The following is a 15,287-nucleotide window of genomic DNA, read 5'->3' as shown; positions in this document are numbered from 1 at the left end:
GCACTCAACACTCAAAAAAACCCAAGTTTTTCAACAGAACAGGCTCACAACCGCCATTTACCACACCGCGCAGGCTTCTCCACTTGCAGTCCCGGCGTGAGCTGCTGGCGTTCCATCCCCGGTAAAACTGAAATCCATATGTCACGTTTCACCGCGCCATGGGGGTGGATCAAGCGCAAACCGGAACGCTGACGATCCGCAAGCGTTCGTGATTTCAGAAAACGGGGGACCGGGACAGGATCAGCCGTCGGTCGCCTGTTTGGCGACGGCGGTGTCCTGTTCGGCGGCGGCCTTGCGGTTTTGCGCGTAGCGGGTCGGGTCCCATTCCTCGAGGACTTTGGAATTGTCGTCGCTGTCATATTCGCGCAGGTGCTGTTCGCTCACGTTAGGCAATGTGGCGAACTGTTCGGCCAGCTTGACCGGCGACCACGTGGCCGAGACGTTCTGCGGGAACACCTGCGACAGGATCGTCGAGGTCGACCGCGCGCATTGCGCCGGGGGCACCGCGCCATAGGATTGCGCCAGTTGCATCACCCGTTCCGCCGTTTGCGGCGACACGTCCAGTTTCTGCACCTGAACGTGATAGCTCTCGCGCGCGTGGTAGCGGGTATAGACATCCTCGACCGGAGGCGTGATGCCATAGACCACGTCGTTTCGCTCGGGCAGGGTTTCGTGTTTGAAAGACCCGGCGGGATCGAAGATCACCCGCTGCGAGCCGTTGATCATCAGCGAGGAATGCGCGCCCGCGCCCGTCCTGTTGTTGATCATGGTGTAGAGCGTCAGGCGCGTGGGCCCGTCATGGCGATAGGCGGCGCGTTGCACCGCGTCGTCCGGGGCCCAGACGGATTGGCCGGTGCACCCGGCCAGAGAAACGACAGCGCACAGCGCCAGAACCCAACCACGCATGCCTGCACCCCTTTAGTCCAAGATGGACGAACCGAAGTTCGTTCAGCCGTTCACCAGCGCGATGAAGACCAGAACGAAAAGGATGACAACAGACGACCATGTCACGGCTTTGACAAAGCCGTTAAAGGTTTTTTCCTGAACGTCGATATTCATTTCGCCATGCTTGTGGTCAGCCATGTTGTCCGTTTCCTCGTGTTCGCGCGCTCGGCGTCATCCTGAAAAGTCCGGGATTGGATAGCGCATATCCGGGGGGCTGTCACCCTCTTAGCTGCGCCCCGGCGCGGGCTTTCGATCAGCCTTGTTCGAGGTCCTGCACCAGCCGGAAACCAATGCGGCGCGGGGGCTCCTGTTCGGTTTGTTTGGGCAGGGCGCGCAACAGGACGCTGAGCTGGCTGACATGCTGCACCAGCTGGGTTTTCGCGCCGGTCGCGTCGGCGCCATAGAAGGTCACGATATCGGGGTCGAAAAAACCCATCCCCTCGATCCGCAGCACGCCCGCATCGCCGCCGGTAAAGCCCATCGCGACCTCGTGTTCGTTATCGAGCGTTTCCTCGAAATTCCTGATGTAGAGAATCAGTCGCTCATAGGCCCATTCGGCGGGGCTTTTCTGATCGACGGGTTTGCGGCGCAACTCCTCGGGCACCTCATTGCAATCGCGCGTATCCGGGTTGGCGTGAACCTCGTGGCGGCGCGGCAGGGCGTCGGCCTCGTGCGCCTCGGCGGAGGTGGCGATTTCATCATCCATGGTCATTTATCCCTTCGACTGCCACAGCCACGCGCCATCCGTGCGGCGGGTGCGGGATATTTCGCCCGCCTGATGCAGATGATTGAGATGCGCGACCGCTTCGACAAGAGCCAATCCGTAGGAGTCGCCATCAATTTTCCGTTTGAACAGGGCCGGAAAGCATTCGGTGGCGGTTTTCGGGCGGTCCAGAAACGCGCGCAGGCGGTCCAGCGCGCCGTGGTGATTCTCGATCAGTTGCCGCATCCGCACCGGCAGGCCGGTGAAGGGCAGCCTGTGGCCCGGCAAAACGAGGTGGCCCTCATGCGCCAGCCCGGCCAGGCGCGAGCAGGCCTCGAGCCATTCGGCCACCGGATCGGCCTCGGGCTCGGTGGGATAGACGCCGAGATTGGGGCTGATCGAGGCGAGGATCTGATCGCCCGCGATCACGAGATTGTCGTCACGACTCCAGAGCGTCAGGTGTTCGGGGGCGTGACCGTTGCCGATATGCACGTCCCACATCCGCCCGCCCGCGCGGATCGTGTCGCCCTGCTGAACGCGGCTGTAACCCACCGGGATCGGACAGGAGGTATCGGCGAAATTATAGGGACGCTCGGTTTTGCGGGCCTCGTAAACCTCGGGGTCCATGCCCGCGCTCAGCCAGAATTCGAGCGTCTGCCGGGTGGGGCGTTCCTCGACATCGAGGATCAGCATGCGCGCCAGCAGCCATGCGGTGCGGGTGGTGATCAGTTCGGCATCGAAACGCTCCATCAGCCAGCCCGCCATGCCGATATGATCGGGATGATGGTGAGTCAGGATCACCCGGCCCACCGGTTTGCCCTGCAAGGGGCCGGTCAGCACCCGTTCCCACAGCGCGACCGCATGTTGCGAGTGGATGCCGGTATCGACAACGGTCCAGCTGTCGCCGTCATCCAGCGCGTAGACATTCACATGATCCAGCACCATCGGCAGCGGCAGGCGAATCCACAGCACGCCCTCTGCCACCTCGACCGCCGCGCCGTGATCGGGCGGGGCCTCCCACGGGTAGCGCAATATCCCGCCTGCGCCGTCCATCAGGCCGACAGATCCTCGGGCGAGAGCGCATAGAGATCGTCGGCCCCGGCGGTGGCATGGGCCAGAAGCCCCTCGTGTTCGGGCAGGAGCCGGGTGATATAGAACCGCGCCAGACGGGTGCGCGGGCCGTCGCCGCCTTCGGCGATGGCCGCGGCCAGGTGATAATGCCCGCCCAGAACCCGCGCAAAGGCGCGCAGGAATGGCACTGCCCCGGCAAAGCGCTGAGTCAGGTCGGATTGCCCCAGCATCCAGTCGAGCCCCTCGCGCAGGGTTTCGGAGGCCTGCCAGACCGGTTCGGCCAGTTCAGGCAGCTTGGCGCGAGCGCCTTCGGCCTGTGCCTCGATCTCGTCGATCAGGGCGTGGGCGGCCTCGCCCCCGTCCATCAGCTTGCGCGCGGTGAAATCCATCGCCTGAATGCCGTTGGTGCCCTCGTAGATCGCGGTCACGCGCACGTCGCGCAGGTACTGGGCAGCGCCGGTTTCCTCGATATAGCCCATGCCGCCATGCACCTGCACGCCCAGATCGGACACGGCAATGCCGGTATCGGTGCCGAAGGCCTTGGCGATCGGTGTAAGGAACGCGGCGCGCGCGGCCCAGTCCGCCGCGCCGGTGGCGGTTTGCATGTCGATGGCCACGGCGCAGGCCAGCGCGATGGAGCGCGCGGCATAGGTTTCGGCCTTCATCGTGGTCAGCATGCGGCGCACATCGGCGTGGTCGATGATGGTGCCGGTGCCGTTCTCAACCGGGCTGCGGCCCTGTTTGCGCTCCTGCGCGTAGGCAAGCGCATGTTGCAGCGCGCCTTCGGCGGCACCGATCCCCTGCCCGCCCACACCGAGGCGGGCGTTGTTCATCATGGTAAACATGGCGCGCATGCCGTCATGTTCCTCGCCCACCAGCCAGCCGGTGGCGCCGTCATACTGCATCACGCAGGTCGGGCTGCCATGCAGACCCATCTTGTGTTCGAGGCTGACGACCGACAGATCGTTGGCCCGGCCCGGAGCGCCGTTTTCGTCAGGGATGTATTTCGGGACGATAAACAGGCTGATTCCCTTGGTGCCGGGCTTGCCGTCGGGCAGGCGGGCCAGCACGAGGTGACAAACGTTTTCGGCAAAATCGTTGTCGCCCCAGCTGATGAAGATCTTCTGCCCGGTGATCGCATAGGTGCCGTCGCCGTTGGGGTTGGCCTTGCTGCGCAATGCGCCCACGTCGGAGCCGGCCTGCGCCTCGGTCAGGTTCATGGTGCCGCACCATTCGCCGCTGACGAGCCTGGGCAGGTAGATATCCTTGATCGCGTCGCTGGCATGGTGTTCCAGCGCCTCGATCTGGCCCTGAGTCATCAGTGGGTTGAGTTGCAGCGACAGGCAGGCGGCGCTCATCATTTCGTTGACGGCGGTGGTCAGGGTCATGGGCAGGCCCATGCCGCCATGCGCCGGGTCGGCCCCGATCGAGACCCAGCCGCCCTCGGCGATGGCGCGGTAGCCTTCGGCAAAACCGGGCGAGGTGCGCACGACCCCGTTTTCCAGATGCGCCGGGTGCAGATCGCCGTTGCGTTGCAGCGGGTGCAGAACCTCTTCGCACATGCGGCCCGCTTCGCTCAGGATGGCCGAGGTCAGGTCGGGCGTGGTTTCGGAAAACCGGTCGGTGGCGGTGACCTGAGCCAATCCGACAACATGATCGAAGATGAACTGGTAATCTTCTACCGGGGCGCGATATGGCATCTGATTGCTCCTGATCTGTCACTTTGCCGGGCACGGCTTGGCAATGCCGCCGCGCCCCTATATGCCTTTCGTTCGATCCACAGACTAGTCAAAGATCGCCCACCAGCAACCGAAACGCCGCGTCAGAGCCATTTATGCCCGAAGCAACAGAACATCTTGTCGCCGATACGGAAGGGTATGCCCGTGCCGCGCAGCTTCTGCGCGAGGGCGGGCTGGTCGCGTTTCCGACGGAAACGGTTTACGGGCTGGGGGGCGATGCGCGCAACGACATGGCGGTGGCCGGGATTTTCGAGGCCAAGGGCAGGCCGCGGTTCAACCCGCTGATCGTGCATGTGGACAGCCCCGAAACCGCGCGGCGCTATGTGGAATGGTCCGATGCGGCGGACCGGCTGGCCAGCGCGTTCTGGCCCGGACCGCTGACTTTGGTGTTGCCGCTGCGCCCCGATGCGGGCCTGTCGCCGCTGGTGACGGCTGACCTGCCGACACTGGCGATCCGGGTGCCCGCGCATCCCGTGGCGCGGGCGCTGCTGCGCGCATTCGGCGGGCCTCTGGCGGGGCCATCGGCCAATCCGTCAGGGCGGATCAGCCCGACGACGGCGGCGCATGTGGCTGCCGGGCTGGACGGGCGCATTGCGGCGATTCTGGATGGCGGGGCCTGTGGGGTCGGGGTGGAATCTACCATTCTGGGGCTGGCGGAGGGTCCCACCCTGCTGCGCCCCGGCGGATTGCCGGTGGAGGCCATCGAAGCGGCGCTTGGCGGGCCGGTGGCGCGGCGCGGCGCGAACGATCCGCTGACAGCGCCCGGACAGATGACATCGCATTACGCGCCGGGGGCGCGGGTGCGACTGGAGGCCACCGAAGCCCGCGAAAGCGAGGTTCTTCTGGGGTTCGGCGCGGTGGAGTGCGATCTGAACCTGTCACCGGCGGGCGATCTGCGCGAGGCGGCGGCCAACCTGTTTCACCACCTGCATGCCCTGGATGCGACAGGAGCCGAAGGCATCGCCGTATCGCCGATTCCGCAAGCCGGGCTGGGCCTTGCGATCAATGACCGCCTGCGCCGCGCGGCGGCCCCGCGCGAGTAATCCGGGGAGACCAAATGCCTGCGCAAGCGCAGTCAGGTCACGCGGAATGAGGGGCTCTGCCCCTCAAATTTCCCGGAACATTTCCGAACAGAAGAAAGCCGTGTCACTGACAGCGCTTTTCGGCCTCATCCAGCGCGGCAGTATAGCCCAGAAGCGAGAACGTGTCCTTGGTGGTCGTCCCGCGTGACGAGCGCGCGGTCAGCACCGCGTCGGCGCCCCGCTTCATGGCGGCGATGATCTTGGCATCGTCCGATGCATTGGCGGGCCACGCCCATTCGCCATCGGTAAAGAGTTCGAACTCGGTTCCGCTGATATTGACGTTGACGGTCGATCCGCCTGCGAACGGGTAGCCGCCGGTAAAGGCCACCTGCCCCGTGACGCCCGCATCGGGACGGAAGAACGTCATCAGAAGGATGTCCCCGCGCCGCACGGCCACGACGCGCCCGTCCTTCATGTTCACCGTTTCCGTGGGCGAGGACACCGCCCAGCATTCGCGCGGGTCCTTGTCTTCGAAAACGCTCCAGGCGGTTTCTGCGGCGACCTGATTGGTGCTTTCTTCCTGCGCCCATGCGCCGGTGGCCACCAGAGCCAGAAGAGCGCCAGCACACCCGCGTGCAATTCGTGATACCATATGTCCAGCCTCCAAGCTGTCCTTAGCCTCAATCCAGCTGGCTGCGCGCCTCCGTTCGCGGGAGTTGTATATTGCGCCGCCATTTCGTACTCGACATAGCAATATTAGCCTGAAACAGGCGAGACATGAAAGACGCAATTGGCGGAAAACCGCACAGACCCGCCAACCGGAGGCCATATGACCAACGCTGTTCCCCTGACTGAAATCTGGCGCGGACCGATGGCCGAAAGCCTTCATCGCGGTCATGCGGTGATTTGCGACGATACCGGAGCGATTGTCGAGGCCTGGGGCGATCCGAAGGCCACGGTGCTTCCGCGCAGTTCGGCCAAGATGATTCAGGCGCTGCCGCTGGTGGAAACCGGGGCCGCCGATGCCCGTGGATTGAACAGCGAGCACCTGGCGCTGGCCTGTGCCTCGCATAACGGGGCGGCGATCCATACCGACCGGGTGCGCGCGTGGCTCGGTGATCTGAACCTGCAAGACGGCGATTTCCGCTGCGGTGCGCATATGCCCAAGGACAAGGCCGCGCGCCATGCGCTGATCAGGGCGGATGAGAAACCCTGCCAGGTGCATAACAACTGCTCCGGCAAACATGCGGGCTTCCTGACGCTGACGCAGCACATGGGATGGGGTCCCGAATATGTGGAGCCGACCCATCCGATGCAGCGGGCATGTCTCGAGGCGTTCGAGGAAATGACAGGCGAAACCAGCCCCTGTTTCGGGATCGACGGTTGTTCGGCCCCGAACTTCGCCACGTCGATGCACGGCATGGCCCGCGCCATGGCCTCATTCGCCGCCGCGCGCGAGGGGCGCAACGCGCGGGAAACGGCGGCGGTGCGGCTGTGGCAGGCGATGGTCGCCCATCCCGAACTGGTGGCCGGGGAAAAACGCGCCTGTACGGAACTGATGCGCGCCTGCAAGGAACCCGTCGCCCTGAAAACCGGGGCCGAGGCGTTTTTCATCGCCATTATTCCCGGTCGCAGGCTGGGACTCGCCGTGAAGATCGAAGACGGCGCCACCCGCGCGGCGGAATGCACCATCGCAGCGCTTCTGGTGCGGTTGGGCGTGTTGGACGCCGATCATCCGGCAACCCGCAGATTCATGAACGCGCCAATCACCAACTGGCGGGGAATCGAAACCGGCACGATCAAACCGGCAAACGGGCTGTTGTAATCCCCGCGAGCCGCACGCGGCATCGTTTGAAACGGTTGCCTTTTGCGAGTCATTGCCAAAATGACGCTTCTCGGAGCGCGAAATCCCGCTGGTTCCATGGGGCCCCGGACCAGCGGCAACCAAGCGCCGAGCCAAACCCGCGATTTCAGCCTGTTTCCGCAGATTTTCGACGGGTTGATCGTCACATACAGACATCGGGACACTTAGCCCCCACCTTCTGCCTCAGAGGGCACAACGACCCTCGTCAACACGAACCGGAAAAGGATGTTTCCAATGTTCAAGAAGATCACTGCCGCCACTTTCGCCACCGCTCTGATCGTGCCGGGTTTTGCCCTCGCTCAATCTGCGGACACCGATGGCGACGGCATGGTATCGATGTCGGAATTCCAGGCTGCCTATCCCGAGGCAGGCGCGGATGTGTTTTCGAGCGTTGACACAGACGCCGACGGCGCTCTGAGTGAGGAGGAGATCACCGCAGCTCAAGAAGCCGGCGTACTGCCCGCTGACGGCTAACCCGAACCACCAGTCAGGGGTGCGCAGATGCCGCCCCCTGACACTTCCCCGCTGCGCCCGTGTCGGAAACGATGCGGGCGTATGCGTTTTCCGGGTTGCCAGTCGTGCGGGGATCGCCAATGATCGGCACTGTTCTCAGGGCGGGGCGGAATTCCCCACCGGCGGTATGGGGCCAATCGCGCCCCGAGCCCGCGAGCGCTCCGGCCCCATGGCCGGGGGTCAGCAGATCTGGTGAGACTCCAGGGCCGACGGTCATAGTCCGGATGGAAGAGAACGCCGGGCCAGGCGGGGGTTCCCGTCTTTCCTGTCGTACTGCGCCTTGGGTGAGACGTGTCGATCAGGAAAGGAGCCCCACATGACACACACCCGCTATGCCTTTGTCAAAGCCAACTGGCACGCCGATATCGTGGATCGCGCCCTGGATGGGTTTTGCGAGTTGATCCCACGCGAACAGGTCGATGTGTTCGACGTACCCGGTGCGTTCGAAATGCCGCTTCTGGCGCGCGATCTGGCCATGACCGGACGTTACGGCGCGGTGGCCGCAGCGGCCTTTGTGGTGGATGGCGGGATTTACCGCCACGATTTCGTGGCGCAGGCCGTAGTGGACGGGCTGATGCGCGCCGGGCTGGACAGCGGCGTGCCTGTCCTGTCGGTTTCCCTGACCCCGCATCAGTATCAGGAAACCGCGCATCACGACGCGATCTTCCGGGCGCATTTCATCGAAAAGGGGCGCGAAGCCGCGCGTGCCGCGCTGAGCATCGGAAAAACACGCGCCGCGCTGGCTGCCTGAAACCCTGATGACAAGCGGCCCCTGACAACAGGGGCCGTCAGACCGGCCTGTCAGGCCTTTTCCAGCATTCGGCCCAGAGGACGCCCACCCAGGATATGGACATGCAGGTGGGGCACCTCCTGCACACCGTGTTCACCCGCGTTCGAGATCATGCGGAATCCGCCCTGTTCGACCCCCATGAGCCTGCACACCTCGCCGATGGCGCGGGTATAGTCGGCGATTTCGGCATCGCTGGCCTCCTGCGCGAAATGGTCATAGCAGACGTAAGGCCCTTTCGGGATCACCAGCACATGCACCGGCGCCTGTGGCTGAATATCGTTGAAGGCAAGGCTGTGTTCGGTTTCCAGAACGGTATCGTTCGGAATCTCGCCGCGCAGGATCTTGGCAAAGATATTCTGGTCGTCATAGGCATAGGACATGGGCGCTGCTCCTCAATCGGCAAACAGGTGATCGGTTTGCGCCACCTCTAGCGCTTTCTCCGGCCCGACATCAAGAAACCGCGCGATCAGCCCGGCATGTTGTTCGACATCGTCACCTTCGCGCAGGATCATGTGATTCTCGAACTCGGCGTCGCGAATGCGGTCGCTTTCGAAATTGATGTCGCCCCGGATGGTCGGCAGCAGCCGTTCCAGCGTTTCGGGCGGGGTCTGTTCCCCGGCCAGCCCGACACGCATCGCGTGACCGGCAAGGTAATCGTCGGAAAACTGGCACTGGATTTCGAGGATCTTCGTGGTCGAACGATCACCGTTGAAATCATGCAACAAATCCAGACTGGCCGGGTCGATACACACGATCAGGCGATCCGTATCGTAATAATCGAACAGCATCCGCATCAGCGCCCGGCGGTGGCGCGTCCGCTTGCCCAGCGTGGCCTGAATGCCACCCAGATCGGGCAATGCGGTGTCTTCCTCGTTGAACAGGTATTCGATGGCGGGCACGTTCACGACATGGCGCAGCTTGTCGAGCAGGCGCTTGGCGACATGCCATTTCTTGCACACCACGATCATCAGTTCGCGATCCCGGCCAAGGGTGCTTTCGGTTTCCCAGAACCGGCTGGCGAAACGCCGCCCGATCCGGCCTCGCCCGGTCAGGAAGCTGAACAGGCTGCGCCCTTCGTTCGATATCTTGAATTCGGCCTTGTCGTCGGCATATAGCGCGCCCAGCCGTGTCTTGAGTTCCGTGGCCTCGGGGCTGATCTTGCGGGCGAACAGGAAATCCTGACTGAGCAGCAGGTCGTAGTGATCGTTATAAAACGTCACCGGCATCCCGTAATCGGTGAACATCAGGAATGTCAGGGTCCGGGTGCGGATTTCTTCGTCGGGCACGACATGGCGCACAAGGGTCTGAAAGAATGTCTCGTCGGGAATCCATGTGGTGCGGAAAAACCGCATGACATCGCGCCGCTTGCGGGTGAAGTCCAGAATCCATTCGATGGTGCGGCGGCGCAGGCACCACCACTGGCTGCCGATCTGGACCTGGATGTCGGCGGGAATTTCGCGGGTCAGGCCCAGCCGTTTCTGCAATTCGAAACTGGCGTAGAACCGTTTGGATTGCGTGCGCTCGTTGAAGAAATGGCGATAGATCAGCCGCTCTTCCTTCATGCCGGTCTTGATCCAGTCGCTTTCGAAATAATCGAAGCTTTCGATGAAATCGACATCGTTGGCATCGAGGAATTCATGCGCATAGGCCGCCGATTTGATCGCCGCGCAATCGCCGGACAGCATGTAGAAATGGGTGGCGTGTGGAAATTCCTCGACCGCGGCCTCGACCGCGTAAAGCGTGGCCTGCACCAGAGACCACTCGCCCCAGCCGCATTTGATGCGCTTCCTGGCAAAGGTGACGTTGGGATTGTCGGCCAGCGCCTCGCGGATTTTGCGGTAATGTTCGGGCCGTGCGCGGGCGTCGAAATGAATCGCCATGCAATCGCCCGCGGCTGTCAGCATGTTCGCCTGACCTATGATCGCGTCCGGATCCTTGTGACACAGCAATATGAACGCGATTTTCGCCATCTGGAAAACAATACACTGAAGGTTGCCAACACTGCCTACAGTGATAGACATCAATACGGATTGAATAAACAGGGTTTCTTTGCTTTTTTTAGCAGGTTAGTAACCATTTGCCCGGAATTTACGTGGCAAATCAGGCGGAGGCGGCGGGCATGGGATTTCCCGGAACATGGATGACCGAAAGTGAAAGCATGGTCTACAGGGTCGTGCCCAAATGCGCCTGTTCGACCATCGGTCAGATCATGTATTATTCGGATCATGGCAAGTTCTTCGACGGCGACATTCACGACGCCCAGGACGGGCTGCACAAATGGGCCCGCGACGAAAGCCAGCCCCTGATCCGGGACAACGTCAGGACGCACAGCTCCTACGCGTTCACCTGCGTGCGCAATCCCTATACCCGCATCCTGTCCAGCTTCTTCGACAAGATCTGCGGCATCCAGCGCAACGGAAAACGCTATCGCGGCAAGCTGGTGCCGCTGCTGATCCAGAAATACGGGATCGAAGTGGGCGGCGACGACGGCAAGCAGGAGTTCGACCAGATCCAGAGCTTCCGCCGGTTCCTGCTGTTCGCCCGCGACACGATCCGCTGGCGCCGCCCGATGGAGCCCGACATTCACTGGTCGGCCATGTCAGGGCATGTTTCCACCTTCATTGCCAATGGCGGCACTTATGACAGGATTTTCTGGACCGAACAGTTCAACGACGGCATGCAAGAGGTGCTGAACGCGACCGACACGCCCCACAAGGTCGATCTGGACGCCATTCCGCGGTTCAACGAATCCGAGGGCCACGGCCCCAAGCGCGCACATCCGGTCGAAGACTATTTCGACGACCTGTCGATGCATCTGGTCTATGAAATCTATCACCGCGATTTCAACCTGTTCAAATACGACTTCGAGGACCCGTCGAACAAGATGCCGACAGGCGAAATCGACCTTGACGAGGTGCATGCCAAACTGGGCGAGTGACCCGTTGCGGGCCGGGAAGCGGGGGCGCTGCCCCCGACGTTGAAACCCTGCGGCTTTCAACGCCTCCCCCGGGGTATTTTCACCAAGAAAAAGCAGCTTACGCTTTGTTAACCCTGCTGTGACTAGAGTGGAGGTGCGGTACAGGCTGGGGAGCCGATGACCGCCCAAGGAAAAGCCGCCGCGCTTGTCCGGTTTGCATCGGCAGAGGTCCGAACGACGCCAGTAAGCAAGGCACGCTTTCACGGTGCGCCCTTTACCCCCGACAGGGGCGGGGCGCACCTTTTTGGTTTTTTCTTGGTGAAAATACCCGAATCCGACCGATGCCGCTCGTGCGGTGGTTGGAGGTTCAGATCAGCCCTTCAGCCGCGAACATCGCCTTGACATCGGCCTCGGGGCGGGCGCCGTAATGGCCGATCACCTCGGCGGCGGCGATACAGCCCATCCGCCCCGACACCGCCAGCGGCTGCCCGGTCGCCAGGCCATAAAGAAACCCGGCGGCAAACTGATCGCCCGCGCCGGTGCTGTCCAGCGGGGTCACCGCATCGACCGGAACGGTCACGGTTTCGTCGCCCTGCACGATCACCACGTCATGGCCCGAGCGAGTGCACACCACCAGCCCGCTGTCCGCCGCCGCCTGTTCCAGCGCCGCACCCAGATCCTCGGTTTCATATAGCGAGCGCCATTCGTGTTCGTTGCCCAGAACGAAATCCAGTTCCTGCACGAGGGTGCGGAAATCGTCGCGGTGGCGGTCCACGCAGAACGGATCGGACAGGGAAATTCCCGCCTTGCCGCCCCTGGCCCGGCAGGCCCGCGCGGCGGCCTGAAACGCCTCTTTGCCCTTGGGTTTGTCGAAAAGATACCCCTCCAGAAACAGGAGTTCGGCGGCCCCGGCCACCTCGTCATCCACGTCCTCGGGGCCCAGTTCGGCCGAAATGCCCAGATAGGTATTCATCGAGCGCTCACCATCGGGCGAGACGAAGATCATCGAGCGCGATGTCGGCAGTTCGCCGTTCGGTACGGGCGCGTTGACGAAATCGGTGCCGTCCTTGCCCATCGCCGCGGCATAGAACCGGCCCAGCACATCGTCATGCACCCGCCCGATGAAGCCGGTTTTCAGGCCCATCGCCCCCAGCCCTGCAATGGTGTTGGCGACCGACCCGCCGGGCATCTGCCGCGGGGTTTCCATCTGTTCATACAGGTATTCGCCGCGCTCCTGCTCGACCAGTTGCATCACGCCCTTGTCGATGCCCATGCGGGTCAGGAAACGGTCGTCGCACTGGCTGATGACATCGACGACGGCATTGCCGATGCCGACGGCCTGATACTTGGTCATATGGTCTTGTCCTCGAATTGGCACAGGTCACGGATGATGCAGGTGGGGCACATCGGCTTGCGCGCCTTGCAGTGATAGCGGCCATGCAGGATCAGCCAGTGATGCGCATGTTGCTGGAAATCTACCGGCACGTTGTCTTCGATCGCGCGTTCCACGGCATCGACATTCTTGCCGGGGCAGATGCCGGTGCGGTTGCCGACGCGAAAGATATGGGTATCGACCGCCTGCGCGGGGTAATGCCACCACATGTTCAGCACGACGTTGGCGGTCTTGCGGCCCACACCGGGCAGCGATTGCAGCGCGGCGCGCGAATTGGGCACTTCGCCGCCGTACTCCTCGACCAGGATTTTCGACAGCTTGATGACGTTCTTTGCCTTGTTGCGATAAAGGCCGATGGTCTTGATATGTTCGATCAGTCCCTCTTCGCCCAGGTCCAGCATCTTTTGCGGGGTGTCCGCAATTTTGAACAGGGCGCGCGTGGCGCGGTTCACGCCCGCATCCGTCGCCTGTGCCGACAGCGCCACCGCCACGACAAGCGTATAGGCGTTGACATGTTCCAACTCGCCCTTGGGTTCGGGCTCGGCCGCGTGAAAGCGGGTGAAAATCTCGCGGATCGTATGATAGTCAAGCTGCTTGGCCATGCCCGACCGTATGCCCCGAAACCCCGCAATGCGCAATATTCGGGTCGCAAGGAAATCGCGGCGACCCTATTATTGGGGAAACCCGCAAGGAAACCCCATGACCGACACGTTTGAGCAGAGTTACCACTACAACGTCATGCGCCGCGCGCTCGACCTGATCGACGGTGCCGATGCCCCCCTGACGCTCGAGGAACTTGCTCGCGAAATGCAGATGAGCCCGGCGCATTTCCAGCGGCTGTTTTCGTCCTGGGTGGGGGTGTCGCCCAAGCGGTATCAGCAATACCTGACGCTGGATCACGCCAAGGCGCTGCTGACCGAGCGGCATACGCTGCTGGAGGCCGCCGACGCCACGGGCCTGTCGGGCACGGGCCGCCTGCACGATCTGTTCCTGCGATGGGAGGCGATGAGCCCCGGCGCCTATGCCCAGCGTGGCGCGGGCCTGACCATCCGCTATGGCTGGTTCGACAGCCCCTTCGGCGAGGTTCTGGCCATGGGCACCGACAAGGGGCTGTGCGGGCTGGCCTTCGCCGGGGAATGCGGGCGCGACGCGGCATGGGAGGACATGACAGGCCGCTGGCCCGAGGCGGATTTCACCGAAAACCCCGACGCCATCGCCCCATGGGTGGATGCGGCCTTTGCGGGCAAGGGGCAGGCCGCGCTGCACATGATCGGCGCGCCCTTCCAGATCAAGGTATGGGAGGCGCTGTTGCGCATCCCCACCGGCCATGTGACCACCTATTCCGATATCGCCCGCGCCATCGGCAACCCGAACGCCGTGCGCGCCGTGGGCACTGCGGTGGGGCGCAACCCGGTCAGTTTCCTGATCCCCTGCCACCGTGCGCTGCGCAAATCCGGGGGCCTGGGGGGCTATCACTGGGGCCTGCCCGTCAAACGTGCGATCCTGGCCTGGGAAAGCGCCCGGACCGAAGCCTGAGCGCGCGCGGATATGCGCGGAAATTCGCCGATTTCCCCCGTGATTTATCTTGGGCTGCCGTTCGTTATTGAATAACCTGCGCCCAATCCCTTGCATTGAGGGGAAGGTATAAACACGAGGCGAACTCATGATCCGAGCGAAACATTCCGTTCTCTTTCTGGCCGGCGCATCGCTGCTGACGGCCGCGGCCTGCACCGATCCCGGCGCGGTCGGCACCACCGACCCAAATCAGAAAACCAAACAGGGCGCGCTGTTGGGCGGCGTTCTGGGGGCCGGCCTGGGGGCCATCGTCAGCGATGACAGGGGCAAGGGCGCCCTGATCGGCGGCGCGCTTGGCGCGGCTGGCGGCGCGGCGTACGGCAACATGCTGGACAAACAAGAGGCGGAACTGCGCCAGCAGCTGGACAACGACCGGGTGCGTATCACCAATACCGGTGACCGCCTGATCGTGACCATGCCGCAGGACATCCTGTTCGATGTGGACAGCTCGACCGTGCGGCCCGGCCTGCGCGGCGATCTGATGACCGTGGCCAGCAGCCTGCGCGACTACCCCGATTCCACCGTTCAGGTGGTCGGCCACACCGACAACACGGGCGACGCGGCCTATAACCAGCGCCTGTCGGAACGTCGCGCCAATGCGGTGGCCGATGTGCTGATGGAGGGCGGCGTCTCCTATGGCCGCATCCAGACCTATGGCCGGGGCGAAAACCAGCCGGTCGCGGACAACCTGACCGAAGCGGGCAAGGCCCAGAACCGCCGTGTGGAAATCGTGATCCTGCCGAACGCGGCCTGAT

The 15,287-nt window shown here is 63.1% G+C and carries 17 protein-coding genes and 1 riboswitch; of the genes, 7 read left to right on the top strand and 10 right to left on the bottom strand.

What is annotated here, in order from left to right; all coding sequences use genetic code 11:
• Window positions 1-240: 240 nt before the first annotated feature.
• From BUB53_RS08000 to BUB53_RS07980, 5 genes are all read right to left on the bottom strand, one after another.
• A complete protein-coding gene (locus tag BUB53_RS08000) occupies window positions 241-906 on the bottom strand; it encodes a hypothetical protein (protein ID WP_073034192.1) in 666 nt (221 codons plus the stop codon).
• A gap of 42 nt (window positions 907-948) precedes the next feature.
• Window positions 949-1,083, bottom strand: coding sequence for an aa3-type cytochrome c oxidase subunit IV (locus tag BUB53_RS07995; protein WP_073034191.1), 135 nt, complete (start codon window positions 1,081-1,083; stop codon window positions 949-951).
• A 115-nt stretch (window positions 1,084-1,198) separates the two neighbouring features.
• Window positions 1,199-1,651 (bottom strand): DUF6173 family protein, encoded by a 453-nt coding sequence (locus BUB53_RS07990; protein ID WP_073034347.1) that lies wholly within the window; start codon window positions 1,649-1,651, stop codon window positions 1,199-1,201.
• Between the two features lie 6 nt (window positions 1,652-1,657).
• The gene (locus BUB53_RS07985) at window positions 1,658-2,701 is read right to left on the bottom strand and encodes an MBL fold metallo-hydrolase (protein WP_073034190.1); all 1,044 of its coding nucleotides are present in this window, start codon (window positions 2,699-2,701) and stop codon (window positions 1,658-1,660) included.
• Window positions 2,701-4,419: an acyl-CoA dehydrogenase gene (locus BUB53_RS07980; protein WP_073034189.1), complete on the bottom strand. Its 1,719-nt coding sequence runs from the start codon at window positions 4,417-4,419 to the stop codon at window positions 2,701-2,703. Before BUB53_RS07980 ends, BUB53_RS07985 begins: the two co-directional genes overlap by 1 nt.
• 134 nt (window positions 4,420-4,553) lie before the next feature.
• Between BUB53_RS07980 and BUB53_RS07975 the strand changes: the two genes are divergently transcribed.
• Entirely contained in the window at window positions 4,554-5,501 is a 948-nt protein-coding gene (locus tag BUB53_RS07975; protein WP_073034188.1) for an L-threonylcarbamoyladenylate synthase, read from the top strand.
• 103 nt (window positions 5,502-5,604) lie between these two features.
• On the opposite strand, the gene BUB53_RS07970 is transcribed toward BUB53_RS07975, so the two are convergent.
• A complete protein-coding gene (locus BUB53_RS07970; protein ID WP_073034187.1) occupies window positions 5,605-6,132 on the bottom strand; it encodes an invasion associated locus B family protein in 528 nt (175 codons plus the stop codon).
• Window positions 6,133-6,309: 177 nt separating this feature from the next.
• Between BUB53_RS07970 and BUB53_RS07965 the strand changes: the two genes are divergently transcribed.
• The 3 genes from BUB53_RS07965 (at window position 6,310) to BUB53_RS07955 (ending at window position 8,608) form a co-directional block, all read left to right on the top strand.
• Window positions 6,310-7,305, top strand: a complete 996-nt coding sequence (locus tag BUB53_RS07965) for an asparaginase (RefSeq protein WP_073034186.1) — start codon at window positions 6,310-6,312, stop codon at window positions 7,303-7,305.
• A 273-nt stretch (window positions 7,306-7,578) separates the two neighbouring features.
• Window positions 7,579-7,818 (top strand): penta-EF hand family protein, encoded by a 240-nt coding sequence (locus tag BUB53_RS07960; RefSeq protein WP_073034185.1) that lies wholly within the window; start codon window positions 7,579-7,581, stop codon window positions 7,816-7,818.
• A 127-nt stretch (window positions 7,819-7,945) separates the two neighbouring features.
• Window positions 7,946-8,097, top strand: a riboswitch (FMN riboswitch).
• 76 nt (window positions 8,098-8,173) lie between these two features.
• The gene (locus BUB53_RS07955; protein WP_073034184.1) at window positions 8,174-8,608 is read left to right on the top strand and encodes a 6,7-dimethyl-8-ribityllumazine synthase; all 435 of its coding nucleotides are present in this window, start codon (window positions 8,174-8,176) and stop codon (window positions 8,606-8,608) included.
• A 50-nt stretch (window positions 8,609-8,658) separates the two neighbouring features.
• On the opposite strand, the gene BUB53_RS07950 is transcribed toward BUB53_RS07955, so the two are convergent.
• Together BUB53_RS07950 and BUB53_RS07945 are read right to left on the bottom strand one after the other, a co-directional pair.
• Window positions 8,659-9,027 (bottom strand): histidine triad nucleotide-binding protein, encoded by a 369-nt coding sequence (locus BUB53_RS07950; RefSeq protein ID WP_073034183.1) that lies wholly within the window; start codon window positions 9,025-9,027, stop codon window positions 8,659-8,661.
• 12 nt (window positions 9,028-9,039) lie between these two features.
• The gene (locus BUB53_RS07945; protein ID WP_073034182.1) at window positions 9,040-10,617 is read right to left on the bottom strand and encodes a DUF5928 domain-containing protein; all 1,578 of its coding nucleotides are present in this window, start codon (window positions 10,615-10,617) and stop codon (window positions 9,040-9,042) included.
• Between the two features lie 149 nt (window positions 10,618-10,766).
• Between BUB53_RS07945 and BUB53_RS07940 the strand changes: the two genes are divergently transcribed.
• Window positions 10,767-11,585, top strand: coding sequence for a sulfotransferase family protein (locus BUB53_RS07940; RefSeq protein WP_073034181.1), 819 nt, complete (start codon window positions 10,767-10,769; stop codon window positions 11,583-11,585).
• Window positions 11,586-11,931: 346 nt separating this feature from the next.
• Here the strand turns inward: BUB53_RS07940 and BUB53_RS07935 are convergent, their stop codons facing one another.
• Entirely contained in the window at window positions 11,932-12,918 is a 987-nt protein-coding gene (locus tag BUB53_RS07935; RefSeq protein ID WP_073034180.1) for an adenosine kinase, read from the bottom strand.
• Window positions 12,915-13,559 (bottom strand): endonuclease III, encoded by a 645-nt coding sequence (gene nth, locus BUB53_RS07930; RefSeq protein WP_073034179.1) that lies wholly within the window; start codon window positions 13,557-13,559, stop codon window positions 12,915-12,917. The genes BUB53_RS07935 and nth overlap by 4 nt, the downstream gene beginning before the upstream one ends.
• Before the next feature lie 97 nt (window positions 13,560-13,656).
• Here nth and BUB53_RS07925 point away from each other — a divergent pair, with 97 nt between their 5' ends.
• Both BUB53_RS07925 and BUB53_RS07920 read left to right on the top strand, forming a co-directional pair.
• Window positions 13,657-14,493 (top strand): methylated-DNA--[protein]-cysteine S-methyltransferase, encoded by an 837-nt coding sequence (locus BUB53_RS07925; RefSeq protein WP_073034178.1) that lies wholly within the window; start codon window positions 13,657-13,659, stop codon window positions 14,491-14,493.
• A gap of 127 nt (window positions 14,494-14,620) precedes the next feature.
• Window positions 14,621-15,286: a YiaD family glycine zipper/OmpA-like lipoprotein gene (locus BUB53_RS07920; protein WP_073034177.1), complete on the top strand. Its 666-nt coding sequence runs from the start codon at window positions 14,621-14,623 to the stop codon at window positions 15,284-15,286.
• Window position 15,287: the final 1 nt, after the last annotated feature.

The sequence above is a fragment of the Roseovarius pacificus genome (genome assembly GCF_900142665.1).
Lineage (GTDB): Bacteria > Pseudomonadota > Alphaproteobacteria > Rhodobacterales > Rhodobacteraceae > Roseovarius > Roseovarius pacificus.
The sequence above is the reverse complement of the archived record's forward strand: the minus strand, read 5'-3'. Positions and strand labels throughout refer to the sequence as shown.

Coding starts and splice junctions, on each gene's coding strand:
- BUB53_RS07940 (WP_073034181.1), top strand. CDS start 10,767: ATGGGATTTCCCGGAACATGGATGACCGAAAGTGAAAGCATGGTCTAC.
- BUB53_RS07955 (WP_073034184.1), top strand. CDS start 8,174: ATGACACACACCCGCTATGCCTTTGTCAAAGCCAACTGGCACGCCGAT.
- nth (WP_073034179.1), bottom strand. CDS start 13,559: ATGGCCAAGCAGCTTGACTATCATACGATCCGCGAGATTTTCACCCGC.
- BUB53_RS08000 (WP_073034192.1), bottom strand. CDS start 906: ATGCGTGGTTGGGTTCTGGCGCTGTGCGCTGTCGTTTCTCTGGCCGGG.
- BUB53_RS07980 (WP_073034189.1), bottom strand. CDS start 4,419: ATGCCATATCGCGCCCCGGTAGAAGATTACCAGTTCATCTTCGATCAT.
- BUB53_RS07935 (WP_073034180.1), bottom strand. CDS start 12,918: ATGACCAAGTATCAGGCCGTCGGCATCGGCAATGCCGTCGTCGATGTC.
- BUB53_RS07985 (WP_073034190.1), bottom strand. CDS start 2,701: ATGGACGGCGCAGGCGGGATATTGCGCTACCCGTGGGAGGCCCCGCCC.
- BUB53_RS07995 (WP_073034191.1), bottom strand. CDS start 1,083: ATGGCTGACCACAAGCATGGCGAAATGAATATCGACGTTCAGGAAAAA.
- BUB53_RS07925 (WP_073034178.1), top strand. CDS start 13,657: ATGACCGACACGTTTGAGCAGAGTTACCACTACAACGTCATGCGCCGC.
- BUB53_RS07990 (WP_073034347.1), bottom strand. CDS start 1,651: ATGGATGATGAAATCGCCACCTCCGCCGAGGCGCACGAGGCCGACGCC.
- BUB53_RS07960 (WP_073034185.1), top strand. CDS start 7,579: ATGTTCAAGAAGATCACTGCCGCCACTTTCGCCACCGCTCTGATCGTG.
- BUB53_RS07965 (WP_073034186.1), top strand. CDS start 6,310: ATGACCAACGCTGTTCCCCTGACTGAAATCTGGCGCGGACCGATGGCC.
- BUB53_RS07970 (WP_073034187.1), bottom strand. CDS start 6,132: ATGGTATCACGAATTGCACGCGGGTGTGCTGGCGCTCTTCTGGCTCTG.
- BUB53_RS07975 (WP_073034188.1), top strand. CDS start 4,554: ATGCCCGAAGCAACAGAACATCTTGTCGCCGATACGGAAGGGTATGCC.
- BUB53_RS07950 (WP_073034183.1), bottom strand. CDS start 9,027: ATGTCCTATGCCTATGACGACCAGAATATCTTTGCCAAGATCCTGCGC.
- BUB53_RS07920 (WP_073034177.1), top strand. CDS start 14,621: ATGATCCGAGCGAAACATTCCGTTCTCTTTCTGGCCGGCGCATCGCTG.
- BUB53_RS07945 (WP_073034182.1), bottom strand. CDS start 10,617: ATGGCGAAAATCGCGTTCATATTGCTGTGTCACAAGGATCCGGACGCG.